Source organism: Campylobacter sp. US33a (genome assembly GCF_004378855.1).
GTDB lineage: Bacteria > Campylobacterota > Campylobacteria > Campylobacterales > Campylobacteraceae > Campylobacter_D.
The window spans coordinates 69,248-85,018 of sequence record NZ_RYYL01000002.1; the positions used below are offsets into that span (position 1 = coordinate 69,248).

The 15,771-nt window shown below is 32.3% G+C and carries 17 protein-coding genes and 2 pseudogenes; 12 read left to right on the forward strand and 7 right to left on the reverse strand.

Annotation, left to right across the window (positions count from 1 at the left end):
- Position 1 precedes the first annotated feature (1 nt).
- The 5 genes and pseudogenes from prpB to ELQ16_RS01535 all read left to right on the forward strand — a co-directional run bounded on the left by prpB (position 2) and on the right by ELQ16_RS01535 (position 5,344).
- Positions 2-877, forward strand: coding sequence for a methylisocitrate lyase (gene prpB, locus ELQ16_RS01515; protein WP_134237812.1), 876 nt, complete (start codon positions 2-4; stop codon positions 875-877).
- Positions 874-2,001 (forward strand): citrate/2-methylcitrate synthase, encoded by a 1,128-nt coding sequence (locus ELQ16_RS01520; RefSeq protein ID WP_134237813.1) that lies wholly within the window; start codon positions 874-876, stop codon positions 1,999-2,001. The genes prpB and ELQ16_RS01520 overlap by 4 nt, the downstream gene beginning before the upstream one ends.
- Positions 2,002-2,010: 9 nt before the next feature.
- Entirely contained in the window at positions 2,011-3,465 is a 1,455-nt protein-coding gene (gene prpD, locus ELQ16_RS01525) for a 2-methylcitrate dehydratase (protein ID WP_134237814.1), read from the forward strand.
- A gap of 290 nt (positions 3,466-3,755) precedes the next feature.
- Positions 3,756-4,439, forward strand: coding sequence for a fatty acid desaturase family protein (locus ELQ16_RS01530; protein ID WP_208335054.1), 684 nt, complete (start codon positions 3,756-3,758; stop codon positions 4,437-4,439).
- A 28-nt stretch (positions 4,440-4,467) separates the two neighbouring features.
- Positions 4,468-5,344 (forward strand): annotated as a pseudogene (locus tag ELQ16_RS01535) (DMT family transporter).
- Positions 5,345-5,820: 476 nt separating this feature from the next.
- Here ELQ16_RS01535 and ELQ16_RS01540 read toward each other — a convergent pair.
- The 5 genes from ELQ16_RS01540 to ELQ16_RS01565 all read right to left on the reverse strand — a co-directional run bounded on the left by ELQ16_RS01540 (position 5,821) and on the right by ELQ16_RS01565 (position 8,500).
- Entirely contained in the window at positions 5,821-6,054 is a 234-nt protein-coding gene (locus tag ELQ16_RS01540; RefSeq protein ID WP_134237815.1) for a hypothetical protein, read from the reverse strand.
- Between the two features lie 58 nt (positions 6,055-6,112).
- Positions 6,113-6,286 carry a hypothetical protein gene (locus tag ELQ16_RS01545; RefSeq protein ID WP_243832563.1) on the reverse strand — a complete coding sequence of 58 codons (174 nt, stop codon included), beginning with the start codon at positions 6,284-6,286 and terminating at the stop codon, positions 6,113-6,115.
- A gap of 89 nt (positions 6,287-6,375) precedes the next feature.
- Positions 6,376-6,621, reverse strand: a complete 246-nt coding sequence (locus tag ELQ16_RS01550) for a hypothetical protein (protein ID WP_243832564.1) — start codon at positions 6,619-6,621, stop codon at positions 6,376-6,378.
- A gap of 340 nt (positions 6,622-6,961) precedes the next feature.
- Positions 6,962-7,126, reverse strand: a complete 165-nt coding sequence (locus ELQ16_RS01560; protein WP_134237816.1) for a DUF2892 domain-containing protein — start codon at positions 7,124-7,126, stop codon at positions 6,962-6,964.
- Positions 7,127-7,138: 12 nt separating this feature from the next.
- On the reverse strand, positions 7,139-8,500 hold the full coding sequence (locus ELQ16_RS01565; protein WP_134237817.1) for an NAD(P)/FAD-dependent oxidoreductase: 1,362 nt from the start codon (positions 8,498-8,500) through the stop codon (positions 7,139-7,141).
- 165 nt (positions 8,501-8,665) lie between these two features.
- Between ELQ16_RS01565 and ELQ16_RS01570 the strand changes: the two genes are divergently transcribed.
- The 7 genes from ELQ16_RS01570 to ELQ16_RS01600 are packed head-to-tail and all read left to right on the forward strand — an operon-like array spanning position 8,666 to position 14,288.
- Positions 8,666-9,712 (forward strand): flagellar basal body P-ring protein FlgI, encoded by a 1,047-nt coding sequence (locus ELQ16_RS01570; protein WP_134237818.1) that lies wholly within the window; start codon positions 8,666-8,668, stop codon positions 9,710-9,712.
- Positions 9,712-10,077: a rod-binding protein gene (locus ELQ16_RS01575; protein WP_134237819.1), complete on the forward strand. Its 366-nt coding sequence runs from the start codon at positions 9,712-9,714 to the stop codon at positions 10,075-10,077. The genes ELQ16_RS01570 and ELQ16_RS01575 overlap by 1 nt, the downstream gene beginning before the upstream one ends.
- A 54-nt stretch (positions 10,078-10,131) precedes the next feature.
- Complete coding sequence (locus ELQ16_RS01580) at positions 10,132-10,335, forward strand: flagellar biosynthesis anti-sigma factor FlgM (RefSeq protein WP_134237820.1); 204 nt, start codon at positions 10,132-10,134, stop codon at positions 10,333-10,335.
- A 45-nt stretch (positions 10,336-10,380) separates the two neighbouring features.
- Positions 10,381-10,815, forward strand: coding sequence for a flagellar export chaperone FlgN (flgN, locus tag ELQ16_RS01585; RefSeq protein WP_134237821.1), 435 nt, complete (start codon positions 10,381-10,383; stop codon positions 10,813-10,815).
- A 14-nt stretch (positions 10,816-10,829) separates the two neighbouring features.
- Complete coding sequence (flgK, locus tag ELQ16_RS01590; RefSeq protein ID WP_134237822.1) at positions 10,830-12,659, forward strand: flagellar hook-associated protein FlgK; 1,830 nt, start codon at positions 10,830-10,832, stop codon at positions 12,657-12,659.
- Positions 12,660-12,717: 58 nt separating this feature from the next.
- On the forward strand, positions 12,718-13,473 hold the full coding sequence (locus ELQ16_RS01595; protein WP_134237823.1) for a TIGR02757 family protein: 756 nt from the start codon (positions 12,718-12,720) through the stop codon (positions 13,471-13,473).
- Positions 13,474-13,508: 35 nt separating this feature from the next.
- Positions 13,509-14,288 carry a TSUP family transporter gene (locus ELQ16_RS01600; protein WP_134237824.1) on the forward strand — a complete coding sequence of 260 codons (780 nt, stop codon included), beginning with the start codon at positions 13,509-13,511 and terminating at the stop codon, positions 14,286-14,288.
- Positions 14,289-14,324: 36 nt separating this feature from the next.
- On the opposite strand, the gene prfB is transcribed toward ELQ16_RS01600, so the two are convergent.
- Positions 14,325-15,422: a peptide chain release factor 2 gene (prfB, locus tag ELQ16_RS01605; protein ID WP_134237825.1), complete on the reverse strand. Its 1,098-nt coding sequence runs from the start codon at positions 15,420-15,422 to the stop codon at positions 14,325-14,327.
- A gap of 130 nt (positions 15,423-15,552) precedes the next feature.
- Positions 15,553-15,655: pseudogene (locus ELQ16_RS10515) on the reverse strand (hypothetical protein); the annotation flags it as partial.
- Between the last annotated feature and the right edge of the window lie 116 nt (positions 15,656-15,771).

The following is a 15,771-nucleotide window of genomic DNA, read 5'->3' on the forward strand; positions in this document are numbered from 1 at the left end:
AATGAGTGCAGGAAAAAAATTTAAAGAATTGGTTAAAACAAATAAGCCCTTGATGATAGTAGGTGCAGTTAATGCCTATTCAGCTTTGCAAGCTACAAAAATAGGGCATAAAGCCCTTTATCTATCAGGAAGTGGTGTGGCAAGCGCGAGTTATGGCTTGCCTGATCTTGGTATTATCGCACTTGAAGAAGTTTGCATTGATGTTAGACGCATTTGCTCAAGAGTGGATACTCCTTTGCTTGTTGATGCAGATACAGGCTTTGGCGGAGCTTTTAATATAGCAAGGACTATTAAGGAATTAATCCGCGCAGGTGCAGCAGCCACACACATTGAAGATCAAGTCGCACAAAAAAGATGCGGACATCGTCCAAATAAAGAGCTTGTAAGCACAGAAGAAATGTGCGATCGCATTAAAGCAGCTATGGATGCTAAAATCGATCCTGATTTTGTTGTTATGGCAAGAACAGATGCACATGCCATTGAAGGACAGCAAAGAGCTATTGAAAGGGCTTTAGCTTATGTTGAAGCAGGGGCTGAAATGATTTTTGCAGAAGCCATTCATACTTTAGAAGAATACGAGCAATTCACAAAAGTGATTAAAGTGCCGGTTTTGGCTAACATCACTGAATTTGGAAAAACTCCTTATTTTAGCACCAATGAGCTTGCTAAGGTTGGCATTTCAATGGTGCTTTATCCTTTAAGCGCAAATCGTGCGATGAATAAAGCTGCAGTGCAAGTTTATGAAAGCATATTAAAAAATGGACATCAAAAAGAAGTCTTAGATATCATGCAAACAAGAGAAGAGCTTTATGAAATGCTTGATTATTATGCTTATGAGAAAAAATTAGATGATTTATTTAAAAGGAGTGCTAAATGAGTGTAAGTGAAGCAAAGAAAAAACAAGGCGGATTAGCAGGAGTTATTGCGGGGCAAAGTGCAATTTGTACTTGTGGACTTGGAAATGGGCTAAATTATCATGGATATAGCATAGAAGAATTAGCACAGAATGCAGAGTTTGAAGAAGTGGCTTACTTGCTTCAATTTGGAGAATTACCAAACGCAAAAGAATTAGAAAATTACAAAACAAAAATCATTGCTCAAAGAGCTTTGAGTGAGAATTTAAAAAGTGTTTTAAAGGCTATTCCAAAAGAAGTTCATCCTATGAATTTAATGCAAGCAGCTGTTGCAACATTAGGAGCTTTAGAAGGTGAAAATGAAGATTTTAGCAACCAAGATGAAAAAATCATCAGACTTTTAGGAATTTTACCAAGTGTGCTTTGCTATTGGCATCATTATGTGAATTTTGGTAAAGAAATTGATTTTGACTCTAAACAAACAAGCATAGCGGGATATTTTTTAGAAAAATTAAAACTTGAGAGCCCAACAGAAGACTTTATCAAGGCTATGCAGTGTTCATTAATCCTTTATGCAGAGCATGAATTTAATGCTTCGACTTTTACAGCTAGAATTTGTGCTTCAACAAAAAGTGATATTTTTAGTGCAGTTGCTGCGGCTATTGGGGCTTTAAGAGGGCCTTTGCATGGTGGAGCAAATGAAGCGGCTATGCATTTGATACAAAGTTTTAACAGTGTTGAAGATGCCATTAAGGGCGTGAATGAAAAATTAGAAAACAAAGAGCTTTTAATGGGCTTTGGACACCGTGTTTATGGACTTGGTGGTGATCCTAGAAATGCACTTATTAAAGTATGGAGTAAGCATTTAGGGGGTGATAATTTATTGTTTAAAATCAGCGAAGCTATAGAAGTTTTGATGAAAGAAAAACGCCCAAGTTTACCGCCAAATGCGGATTTTTATAGTGCTTCAGCTTATCATTTTATGGGAATTCCGACTGAGTATTTTACGCCGATTTTTATTATGAGTCGCGTAAGTGGTTGGTGCGCACACATTAAAGAGCAAAGAGCAAACAATAAACTCATTCGCCCAAGTAGCGAATATATAGGCGTTGAACCAAGAAAATTTGTAAAAATTCAAGACAGATAAGGAGAAAAGATGAGTGATATGGGAATTTTAGAGGCAAAACGCCCTGAATTTGATGAACTTTTAACAAAAATTGCAAAATATGCCAATGAGTTTGAAATCACAAGTGATTTGGCTTTAGAGACAGCTAGATATTGTTTAATGGATACTATAGGTTGTGGGCTTTTAGCGCTTAAATATCCTGCTTGTACCAAGCTTTTAGGACCAAGTGTAGAAGGGGCTGAATTTAGACCTTTGGGTGCGAAAGTGTTTGGAACTTCTTATCAATTAGAGCCAATCCGTGGGGCTTTTAATGTGGGTGCTATGGTAAGATGGCTTGATTTTAATGATACATGGCTTGCAGCTGAATGGGGACATCCAAGTGATAATTTAGGTGCGATTTGGGCAGTGGCTGATTATGTGAGTCGTAAAAATATCAGCGAAGGAAAAGAACCTTTAAAAGTAAAATGTGTGTTAGAAGCTATGATAAAAGCTCATGAAATTCAAGGGGTTTTAGCACTTGAAAATTGCTTTAATAAAGTAGGAATGGATCATGTTTTACTTGTAAGAATAGCAAGCACTGCAGTAGCTGCAAAGCTTTTGGGTTGTGATTTTGAAGAAATTCGTAATGCCATCTCTCATGCTTTTATTGATGGTGGAGCTTTAAGAACTTATCGTCACGCGCCAAATACAGGTAGTAGGAAAAGTTGGGCAGCAGGTGATGCTTCAAGTCGCGGGGTGGATCTTGCTTTAAAAGCTAAAACAGGAGAGATGGGTTATCCTTCAGCTTTAAGTGCTAAATTTTGGGGCTATGAAGATGTGAAAATGAAAGGACAAAAACTCACCATTCCTCAAGAATTTGGCTCTTATGTAATGGAAAATGTTTTGTTTAAAATTTCTTTCCCAGCTGAATTTCACGCACAAACCGCAGTAGAAGCAGCTTTGGCCTTACATGATGAGGTAAAAGATCGTTTGGATCAAATAGAAAAAATCATCATCACAACTCAAGAATCAGGCCATCGCATCATCAATAAAGTAGGTGAGCTTGCAAACCCTGCTGATAGAGATCATTGTATCCAGTATATGGTCGCTGTGCCGCTTATATTTGGACGTTTAAATGCAGATGATTATGAAGATAGTGTTGCAAGCGATGAAAGAATTGATGCTTTAAGAGCTAAAATGCAAGTAGAAGTGGATGATCGCTATACAAAAGAGTATTTAGAAAGTGATAAAAGAAGCATAGCTAATGCCGTGCAAGTTTTCTTTAAAGATGGCACAAGCACAAAAAAAGTCGAAGTTGAATATCCTATAGGACATAAAAGACGCAGAAATGAAGGAATCCCTCTTTTAATCGCCAAATTTAAAGCCAATCTTGCTACGCGTTTAAGTCCAAAACAATGCGAAAAAATCATGCAAATTTGCGAAGATCAAAAAAGCTTAGAGCAAATGAATTTTAACAAATTTAGCGATCTTTTTTGGATGGGTTAAGGTAGACACAAGACTATTTTAGTCTTGTGTTTAATATAGTTAATATAATGAATAATTTTTAGGATTAAAATGTTATTTGAAAAAGCTATTCTAAAAGAATTTAAAATACTTTATAAACTTGATAACTATCATGAAATTTTTGCTGTATTATAAGATTTTTGGTAAATTACTTTGATAATAGTCATTTCTTGTTTTATGCAAAACATTTTTATGTATTTATTTGCAGTTTTATTTATTGGCATGGGACAAAGGGCTTTAGCGACTATTTTACACGAGTCAGCCCATAGAATATTGCAAAAAATAGAAAATTAAATGATTTTTTAGGTAAATATCCAAGCGGATATCTTATTTTTCAGACTTTTGAAAAATACAGACAAAGTCATGTTATTAAACATCATGGTTTTTTAGGAGTTGAAAATAAAGATCCTGATTATGATTTTTATATACAATCAAAGCTTTTTGCTTCCCGTTCTTTAAAAGAATTTATTTTTAGGCACCTTATCTTGCCTTTGTTTTTGGGTAAGACTTTTGATTTTATTTCTTATCTTATAAGAAATCGCTTGGGTGATTTTAAGGATAAAGAAATTAAATATCTTATTTTATTTTGGATTGCTATTTTTGGTATTTGTTTTTATGTTAATGTTCTTGATATTTTGTTAATGTATTGGTTTGTGCCTTTACTTACAAGTTTTTCTATGGTAGGACATTTTATAGAGATGGCAGAACATTTTCCTATTATAAAAAACAAAAGAGAAATAGAAAAATCTTGGAATAGATTTGGCAATAAAATTGAATTATTTTTTACTGGCTTACATAAGGAAAATTATCATTTAATCCGCCATTTGTTTGCAAATATTCCTTTTTGGAATTTAGATAAAGCTCATAATATTTTATGTAAAAATGAAGAATACAGACTTTTAAACTCTAATATGGGAGGTATTTTTAGCTCTTCAAATAAAGCTTCCTCTCTATGAAAAAAATAATTAAAAAGGAGCTTAAAATATGCTAAAAAATCCTAAATTTCAAGCTTTCTTTTTTGCTTTTTTAGCCGCTATATTTAACGCTTTTGTTGGAATTTTTAGCGTTTTTCTTTTTAGAAAAGGTTTTATGAGTTTTGAAGTAGCTTTTTATAAATGTTTTGTGGCTAGTTTGATTTTGTTTGCGATTTTAATTTATATGAGAAAATTGGGTGCTTTGCTAGTTTTTATCAAACAGAAAATTTTCACACTTTTACTTCTTGCTTTTTTTGGATTTTTTTATGCTTTATCATTTTGAGAGTGCTGCTTATACAAGTATAAGTGTGGCTAATGTAGTTTTTGTGCTTTTTGGTGTGGGGATGATTATCGCTTTTATTTGTGAAGCATTGGATGCTAAACGCTTTTTTCATTTAAATGAGCTTTTGGCTATGGTTTTTGCACTTTTGGGGCTTTGGATGATTTTTTTGGCTGAAGGTGGAACTTTGGAAAATTTCACTCATTTAAAAGGCCTGATAAATGCTATTTTAGCAGGACTTGGTTATGCTTTATTTTTGTTTTTTACTAGAAAATTAAAACTGGGTTTTGGATTAATTCCTCTTTGTGCTTTGCTTTTTATAGGAAGTTTGTATTTGAGCACTCCTTTATTTGGAGCAAATTTAAATCTTAATTTTTCTTTAGAGAGTTTTATCTTAATTTTAGCTTTGGCGTTTTTGCCTACTATAGGTGGATTTTACTGCACTACTAGAGCCTTAAGTTTTGCAAAGTCAAATTCAGTCCAGCTTATAGAACTTAGTGAGCCTTTATTTGCTATGCTTTTTGGGTTTTTATTTTTGGCTCAAAGTATTTCATTTTTGCAAATTTTAGGTGGAGTTTTTATACTTTTTGCTATTTTTATCCACTAAATATCAATTTAAATTTAATGTAAATGAGAAATTGTTTTAATGTATTACATTTTTAAAATATTTTGTATTATTTATATAATATTAAATTCATTATAAATCTGTTTTATATACTAAAATTTAGTTAATAAAATAAATATTTTAAATTTTTTAACATTTTTTAATTAAAAATGTTACAAATTTATACATTTTTAATTAAAAATTTTTATTTTTAATGAATTTTTCTATCTGTAAAGATAAATTATTGCTAATATTCGAACAGATTATCACGGTAATAAAATACATTAAATAAGCAAAAATAAATTACGAATATTTTAAAGGATATCAAATATTGATTAAAAAATACAAAATAAAAACTTTAGCAATAAAATTATGCGAACGCTTGCAAAAACCAAAATGGCTTTTAATTTCAGTTTTTATGCAGTCTATGATCGTGGCAATAATGGCATTTGTTGTAGAGATATTACTTGGGACGCAAGTTATTGATTATTTACAGGTCCCATTCTAAAAAGCAAATTTGAAATGAATTTTTGGATATTTTCTATGTATTGATTGACTTTCATGCTAAAAATAATATTCTTAATGTTTTTCACTTTATAGTAACCATTTTCATTGCCATTTAATTTGCAGAGATTTTCTTGATATTTTTTTGCAATTTTTAAAAGATAAATAGACTTAGCCAGACCTTTTTTAGAATCTATATCCACTGCCATATCGCAAACATCATAATATCTGGCTTTACAAGATTTATAAAAAAGTTTTTGGGGTAAATCAATTAAATTCTATGTCGATAAACATAGGTTTGCCACTTGATAAATTGGCTAACTTGTTTAACATATCATTTTTGTTAAATAATTCCACCCAGCCTTGTGCGAAGCAAAGTTTTGTATTTTTTTCACAAAGCTTAGAGCTTAATTCTTTAGCTTTTATCAAATCTTTTTTCACATCTCCCCATGCATACCCATAAGCAAGTCCTGCGTAAATGATATCATGTCCTTGTTCGCAACCTTTTTGGGCTAAGAGAATTGTCGAGTTTATATCTTTTTTATCAAGTTTAGAAATATGTAATCTACTAAAGCAATACTTGAGTTGTGATCTAAAAAATATTGTAAATTGCTTTGATAAGTTTTTTCATCTAAATCTTTTAAATACTTAAATTTTATGTAATTAACTTTTGCACAAGATTCTAATCTTCCTAATTTACAAGCTTTTTGCATGAGTAATAAAGCTTTGTTTAAATCTAAAGAAAGTCTTACGCCCATTTGAAATTCTGAACCCAAATTTCCACAAGCACCGGCGTTGTTTTCTAAGCATTCTTTTTGAAAAAGGCTTAAATTCTCATCAAAAAATATTCCCCATTTGGAGCAAAGATAAAATTTTCTTTTAAAGGCTCATTTAAAATTTCTTTTAAATTTTCATCCACAAATTTTTCAATGCCTAAATTTTCTTTTATATTTTGAGGTAAATCACTAGCTAGAGCGCAAATTTGATAAAAAAGATTATTAAAAAAAGATAAAATTTGGATTTTTTCACTTATTTTTCCTTATAAAATAAAAATGATAGCAAAATAAAAGTGAAATTTGTATAAAATTTTAGAGTGCAAAAAACACTCTAATAAAATCAGTTTTTCTTTTTAAATATCTTATAAAGCGGACAATAGCTATAAACCGCACTTAATAAAGGAAATAAAGCTACAACCCACCACCAGCTTTGGCACACAAAGCCAAAAAAGAAAAACCAAATTGCTGCGATTATTAATCTTATTGTTTTATCAAAATTACTCATTTTTAACCTTTCTTATGCTTTAGCATTTATCATAGCTTTCATTACCATTGGTTTCATCAAATAAACTTTAACAAACCAATTCATCCAGCTTTCTCTTGTTGCGCCCATACATTCTAAAGTCGGAGCTGTGCCTTCATAGTCAAATTCAACCATCACGGCTTTTCCATATCTTGTCAGCAAAGGACAAGCAGTGTAGCCACTAAATTTGGCAGTGAGTTCCTTGCCTTGTAAATGCGAAAGTATGTTTGCGCCAATTACTGGGTATTGCTTTCTAATACTTGCGCCTGTTTTTCCTTTAGGAACTCCGGCACAATCGCCTATGGCAAAGATATTATCGTATTTTTTGTGTTGCAAGGTGTATTGATCCACATCAACCCAGTTTCCTTCTACATCGCCTTTGCTAACCCCAAGTCCTGCTTCGCTAATAATTGGAGTTGTAATCATTCTAGGTATGACAAATAAATAATCAAATTTACTCTCAAATCTTTCTTTAGCAACCTTTTTAACCCCATTTTCACTATAAGGCATAAGCTTATCAAAAATAGCGATATTATTTTTAGTATCAACTTCAACGAGCAAATGTTGTTTTAAATAAGGCATTTTTCTTTCTATATAAAATTGCTCTATCATCATAGCGTGAGCTGGGCTTGAAAGCATGGAATTTCCACCCACGCAAAGTAGCATTTCAACTTTATCTCTTGAATTTTCTTTCACAGCTAAATCTTCAAGTAAAAAATTCACTTTTTTATTTGCCCCACCGCATTTAATCGCAGTATTTGGTTCTGCAAATACAGCTCTTCCGCCATTTTTTACAAGTTTTTGTATAAAATCTCTTGCTTTTACAGCTCCATTGGCAGTATAAATGCTTGTGATATTTGAATTTGGATCGTGTATGGTATTAAGATCAAGTCCTTTTACCTTTTCAAATTCATAATGCACGCCTGTTGCGATGATGAGGTAATCATAGTTGTATTCTGCATTTGTTTCAGTTTTAAGCTTATTTTGCTTAGGTTCTATTTTACTGATATCTTCTTTAATCCAAGTAATGCCATCTTGAATGAGATCGGCTTTATTATACTCCACATCTTCTTTTGTGTAAATTCCAGCCGCAATCAAAGTAAAACCTGGCTCATAATACATGGTTTCTTTTTTGTCAAAAAGTGTGATTGAGGCACGAGGTAGAATATCCTTTAAATGTGCTGACATGGTAATGCCTCCAAGTCCAGCTCCAATGATAGCAATTTTTGGTGCAAAAGAATTTTCTGCCTTAACTTGTTTTGGTAAAATCACATTACTAGCTCCTAATGTGGCAACTCCGCCAAGTCCCATAAGTTTAAGTAAAGCTCTACGATTTTTTTGGTGAGAATCTTTCATGAGTCATCCTTTATATTTGAAAGTAATTCATTTTACTTATATTTAATTTTTATTGATGTGATAAAGTTACAAAATAAGAAAATAGTTGTTTTGAATTTGGAATTTAAATTTTTGGAACTTTTTTTGCTTTTCTCGTATTAAGATAATAGATTAAAGGATTAATCAATGAGAATTGCACTTGTTTTTGCATTTTTTACCTTGAGTGTTTTTGGGGTGCAAATTAAAGATGTAGCAAATACAGTAGGCGTTAGGGATAATCAACTCATAGGATATGGTTTGGTTGTTGGACTTAATGGAAGTGGCGATGGGACTAGTTCTAAATTCACCCTACAATCCATTTCAAATTTACTTCAAGGAATGAATATCAAAGTCAATCCTAATGATATCAAGTCAAAAAATACAGCCGCAGTAATGGTAACGGCAAAGCTTCCAGCCTTTGCAAAATCAGGAGATAAGCTTGATATCGTCGTTTCGTCTATGGGCGATGCAAAATCTTTGCAAGGTGGGACACTTTTACTGACAGCATTGCGCGGAATTGATGGGGAAATTTATGCTATTGCGCAAGGTTCTCTTTCTATTGGCGGTTTGAGTGCTAGACCAGGAGGAAATGGGGGAAATCACTCCACTGCTGCAACTGTTTTAGGTGGAGCGCATGTAGAAAGAGAAATCATGCAAAATTTTGAAAACAATGATTTAACTTTAAGTCTTAAAAATGCAGATTTTAAAACAGCAAGTGATATTGAAAGAGTTTTAAATGCTATGTTTGAAGATGGAGTGGCAAAGGCTGTGGATTCAAGAACGATAAAACTTAAAAAACCTGAAGATCTTTCAGCGGTAGAATTCATGGCAAGGGTTTTGGAGCAAGACATTGCATATACTCCAGAAAGCAAAGTCATTATTGATGAAAGAACAGGGACAGTTATTGCAGGAGTGGATATAGAAGTAGAGCCAGTGCTTATTACACATAAGGATATTACTATAAAAGTAGACCCTAATATTGCAACACTTGATGCTACACAAGGAATGGATATGAAAGATGGTGGAATGATAGATCCTGCATCAAATATGCTAAGAATCAATACGCCAAAAACCACAGTGGCAAATATCGCAAGAATGTTAAATAAGCTAGGTGCTACGCCAAATGATATTATCGCAATTATGGAAAATTTAAAAAGAGCAGGCGCGATTAATGCAGAACTCGAGGTTATTTGATGAGAGTAGATAATTTTTTAGCAACTTATAATACGAACAATCCTTTATTGGAAAGTGTGGCAAAAAATTCTTCAAGTTTGCAAGCAGTGAAAAATTATGCAAGTGTAAAGTATAAAGTTAATGAAAATGAAGTGGTTGCAAATTCTGATTATGATAAGGCTTTAAAAGAGCAAACTGATGCTTTTGAGGCCTTTTTGATTAAAAGTGTGCTAGATGTTTCACTTAAAGAAAAGGCTTCACTTTTTGGCAAAGATGCCAGTGATGAAATTTATTCATCTATGTATAATGATACTATGAGTAAGGCTTTAAGTGGCGGACTTGGCTTTTCTAAATTATTATTTGATTTTTTGAAAGAAAGGAGTTAAATTTTTTAAGTTTTAGCCGATCTTGTTGCTAGGATAAAGATTGAAGGAGAAAAAATGATAAATCCAATTAAACAAGGCTATGCGACAGGCATTGCGGTGAATAATGCAGACAGTAAAAACAAACAAACAAAAACTAATGAAACTCAAAAAATGGAAAGCGATAGTAGGGTTTCTAAAATTGCAGAGCAGATTAAAAATGGAACTTATAAAATTGATTTAAGTGCTACAGCTACTGCAGTTGCGGATTCTTTACTTTAAACCCCTTCTCCCTTTTTTGAGCAAATTTAATTAAGGGAGAAATTTATGATTAAACAATACTTAGATACGGCAAATTCTATTCTTGAAAAGCTTATTAAGCTTACAGAAAGCGATATTAATGATATACAAAATGCCAAACATGAAAATGTTGCTAAAAGCGTAGAAGAAAAAAATAAACTCATTGCAGAGTTTCAGCTTGCAAAAAAGCAGCTTGATGATGAATTAATAAGACTTAATAATAGCAATCCTAAAGGTTTTATAGAGCTTTTAGATGATGAAGATAAGACTAAATTGGCTGAGTTAAAACAAAATCTTCAAACCCTACATAGTAAAAATAAAGAATATGCTAAATTTGTACTTATTGTGAAAGATTTTTTTGATGGTTTGTTAAACACCATGTTTGAAAATGGAAATGGAATGAATAATGCTTATGGAGATAAGAAAACAGAATTGGAATCTCTTTTTAAAATTAATGTTTAAACGAAGGAGCGAAAATGAGTATTTTTTCTAGTTTATATACAGGAGTTTCAGGACTTAATGCCGCTGAAATTCAAATTGCAACCACAGGAAACAATATTTCAAATGCTAATAGCACTTTTTATACGCGTCAAAGGGTGGTACAAACAACAGGTGGCTATATTACTGCACCAGGTGGTGCACAAGTAGGAACGGGAACTTCTATAGAAACTATAGTGCGCCTTCATGATGAGCATGCTTATTGGAAATTAAAAAACGCCACTACTCAACTTGAATATACACAGTATATGGGCAATATTTTAACAGAGATCAGTCAGCGCTTTCCGGATATACAAAGTACAGGTATTTTGAAAGATTTAGAAAGTTATAATAAGGCGTGGAATGATTTTGCATCAAATCCTAATGAGTCAGCAACAAAAATTGCTCTTATAGAAGCTACAAAAACTCTAACACAAAATATCAATAACACTTTTTCAAATTTAGATAGAATTCAAAAAACAATTAATGATGATATTAAGCTTACTGTTGATGAAATCAATAAAATTGGTTCAGAAATCGCAAATATTAATAAGCAGCTAAGTGGCGAAGAGATTTTAGATAGTGAACGAGCTAATGAATTAAGAGATAGAAGAGATGAACTTGAACTTCAGCTTTCTAAACTGGTTGATGGGGTTGCATCTAAAAATAAAATCACTCAAGATAGTTCGCTTGATTCTACTATTACAGATGGTGGAAAGTATTATAATCTTAGCATCGAAGGTATGACTTTGGTTGATGGCGATAGCTTTCATCCTTTAGAGCTTGAATTTGACAATCAACAAGAATCTTATAGCATACTTTATAAGATGAGTGATGAGAAGGTTATTGACTTAACCGGTAAATTAAAAGGTGGAAAATTAGGCGCACAACTTGATTTGCGTGGAAGATATTATGATCAAACTGAAAATAAATATACTGATGGTATGATACAAGAATACAAAGATATGCTTGATACTTTCGCAAAGACTTTAATCACGCAAACTAATAATATTTACGCTTCATCTGCAACCGAAGGAAAGGTTTCTGATCCTTTGAAAGGTTTGTCGCGTGATTTTCCATTGATGAGCTATGATAAAAATTTACAAGCAGGAACTTTTGATATAGTGGTTTATGATGCTTCCGGTAAGGAAGTAGGCACAAAAAGTATTACTATTAATGAAAATACTACGATGGAGTCCTTGCTTGCGCAAATTAATGCAGACACTGATGATAATGGTGACAACAACAATACTAATGATGTTGACGATTTTTTAAGTGCTTCATATAATTATGATGCAAAAACCGGTAGCGGAACTTTCCAGCTTAGTCCAAAAAATGGACATAGAATTGCAATAAAAAGTAATGATACAAATTTTGCTGGAGCTTTAAATATTGGAGGTTTTTTTAGTGGAAATGATGCAAGTTCTATTAAGGTAAATTCAAACATTGAAAATAATCCTGATAGCTTAAAAGCAAGTTCTAATGGGGTTGATGGAAATAATGATGTTGCAAATGCTATAGTGCAACTTCAGTATGAAAAAGTGAATTTTTATAATGAAGACGGTACGGTGAGCAATTTAACTATGGAGGAGTATTACCGAAAATTCACAGGACAAATTGCAAGTGATGGTGAAAATAACAATATAGTTCATTCAAGCAATGCAACGCTTTATAATTCTGTTTATGGCGAGTACCAGTCAAAAACAGGTGTGAACACTAATGAAGAATTAGCAGCCTTAATCCAATACCAATCAAGTTATGGCGCAGCAGCTAAGATTGTCTCAACTGTGGATCAAATGCTTGAAACCTTACTTGGAATCAAGTCTTAATTTTAACTTTGAAATTTGCTCTATGAGTCGATAGGGCAAATTTTATATTTAAATACAAATGCAAAATTTCAATCAATTAAAAAAAGAACTCGATCGATTAGCAAATGAGAAAAACACTATCCAAGCTCTTTTTGATGCACCCGATCCTTTGCAAATAGCCAAACGCCATAATGATGAATTTATTGCTTTAATTTGTGCTTTATTTGCTTATGGAAATGCTAAAAATATAGTGAATTTTTTAAACAAGCTTGATTTTTCTTTGCTAAATTTAAGCCAAAATCAAATTCAAAAAGAGTTAAAAAACTTAAAATATCGCTTTCAAAACGAAGAGGATATCACGCAGATTTTCATTACCTTTTCAAGATTAAAAAACGAAATTTCGCTTAATGAACTTTTTACCAAGCCTTATGAAAAAAGACAAAATATCACAGATTCTATACTAGCATTTATGCAAAAAATCAAGACTTTAAATTCATATTCAAGCTATGGTTATGACTTTTTCTTTAGTAAAATTTGGCAAAACACCCCCACTTCGCCACTTAAACGCTACAATATGTATTTAAGATGGATGGTTAGAAAAGATGAGCTTGATCTTGGGCTTTTTGCAAAAATTGATAAAAAGGATTTGCTCATACCCCTTGATACGCATACACATAAAGTTTCATTAGAACTTAAGCTTTTAAAGCGTAAGATTTATGATTTTAAAAGTGTTTTAGAACTCACGCAAAAATTAAAAGAATTTGATCCAAATGATCCTGTAAAATACGATTTTGCACTTTATCGTTTGGGGCAAAGTAAGCAAGATTTAAAATAAAAAACTTATAATACACAAAAATTAAAAGGTTTAAAATGCAAACCATTCTTTCACAACTTAATGAGCTTGAAACATTTTATTATTTTGTCTTATTTTTTATCGCGATTTTTGCTGGATTTATTGATTCTATTGTTGGCGGAGGAGGGCTTATTACATTACCTGCTTTACTAGCTTGTGGCATAGCGCCGCATTTGTCAATCGCCACAAATAAGCTTCAAAGCGTTTTTGGCTCTTTTACTGCGGCAATGACCTATTATAAATCCACTACCATTAAGCATTTGGCTTGGGGTGTGACTTTCACTGCGCTTGGAGCAGCTTTAGGGGCTTATAGTGTTTTGCTTATTAATTCTGAATACCTAAAGCTTATCATTTTGATTTTTCTAACTTTAACCTTTCTTTATACAGCTTTAAAGCCAAATTTGGGGAGATTTCCTACTAAGGCAAAGATAAAAAATATCAAAATTTTTCATATCATTTGTGGTTTTACTTTGGGATTTTATGATGGATTTTTAGGACCTGGAACGGGTTCGTTTTGGATTTTTGCTTGTGTGATGTTACTTGGTTTTAATATGAAAGATGCAAGTATGAATACCAAAATCTTAAATTTTTCAAGCAATATAGTTGCTCTAATCATCTTTTTATGGCGTTATGAAGTGCTTTGGCTTGTGGGTTTTTTGATGGGTTTTGGGCAAATTATTGGCGCGTATTTGGGCTCAAAACTTGTTTTAAAAACTCAAGGAAATTTCATTAAAAAATTATTTTTATTTGTTGTGGGTGCAACTATTGTAAAAGTTGCTTGGGATTTTTTTCGTTAAAATTTGGAATTTAATGGGTTAAATTCCAAATTTGGGTTATTCTGATTTTAAGGCAATCAAAACGCCTTCTATCATTTTTTTAATATCTCCATCTAAGATATTATCCACCTGCGAAAAGGCTTCGCCGCTACGATTATCTTTAACTTGCTGATAAGGAAAAAGCACATAAGAGCGGATTTGATGTCCCCAGCCTATCTCGCTTTTTTCACTTGAATTCGCACTATCTTGTTGCTTCATAAGTTCAAGCTCATAAAGGCGCGATTTTAGCATTTTAAAAGCAGTGGCTTTGTTTTTGTGTTGGCTTCTATCATTTTGGCATTGCACGACTATTCCGGTTGGAAAATGTGTGATTCTAACCGCACTTTCTGTTTTATTGACATGTTGTCCGCCTGCACCACTTGCTCTATAATAATCAATCCTTATATCTTTTTCTTCGATTTCAATTTCAATATCATCATCAAGTTCAGGGCTTACCATAACACTTGAAAAGCTTGTGTGACGGCGTCCAGCACTATCAAAAGGTGAAGTTCTTACTAAGCGATGAATGCCATTTTCTGCTTTTAAATAACCATAAGCATTATCGCCCTTAACCAAAAAACTTACATCTTTAAGTCCTGCTTCTTCACCTTCTTGAAAGTCTAAAGTTTCTACTTTAAAACCTTCTCTTTCGCAAAACCTTAAATACATTCTATAAAGTATGCTAGCCCAGTCATTACTTTCTGTTCCGCCCGCTCCAGGATGGATAGAAACAATAGCGTTTTTGCTGTCATTTTCCCCACTTAAAAGCATAGAAATTTCAAGACTCGTGATAGTATCTTCAAGGCTTGGTGCATCGTTAAATAATGCTTCTAGCGTCTCTGCATCGTTTTCGCTATTAGCTAAATCAAAAAGTTCACTCGCATCATTTAAGGCATTAAAAGCATTTTCGTATTTTTTAAGTAAATTGGTAATTTTTGTCTTTTCTTTGCCGATAATGCCTGCTTGTTTTACATCACTCCAAAATGATGGAGAATTTTCAAGTTCTTCAATTTCTTTAAGTCTTGTTTTGATTTCATCAGGTTTTATGATAGAGGCTATATTGCCTACTTTATTTTTAAGAGTTTTTAAAAGTTCGCTAAATTCGTAATTATCCATAATTCTTTCCTAAATTTCATAAAGCGTAATTTTAGCAAATTGCGTTAAAAAAGTCTATAATGTGAGTTTTGGTAATTTTTGTTGTTATTTGTTAAATTTGTTTTTCAAAAGAAAATTGAGTTTGATGCGAAATAGACCTTATCTTGGTATAGATTTGATTAATTACACTGTTTAAATATTTTCTTAGATACTTTTCTACATTATATAAAGATGACCACTTCAACTTTTTTCATAAAATTTCAATAAAACACATTTTTCTTATGCATAAAAAACCCTTAAATATTATTTTGATATTATTTTGATATCAAAAAAACGAATTTCAATACAAAAATTAAATAAAAGTGAGAAA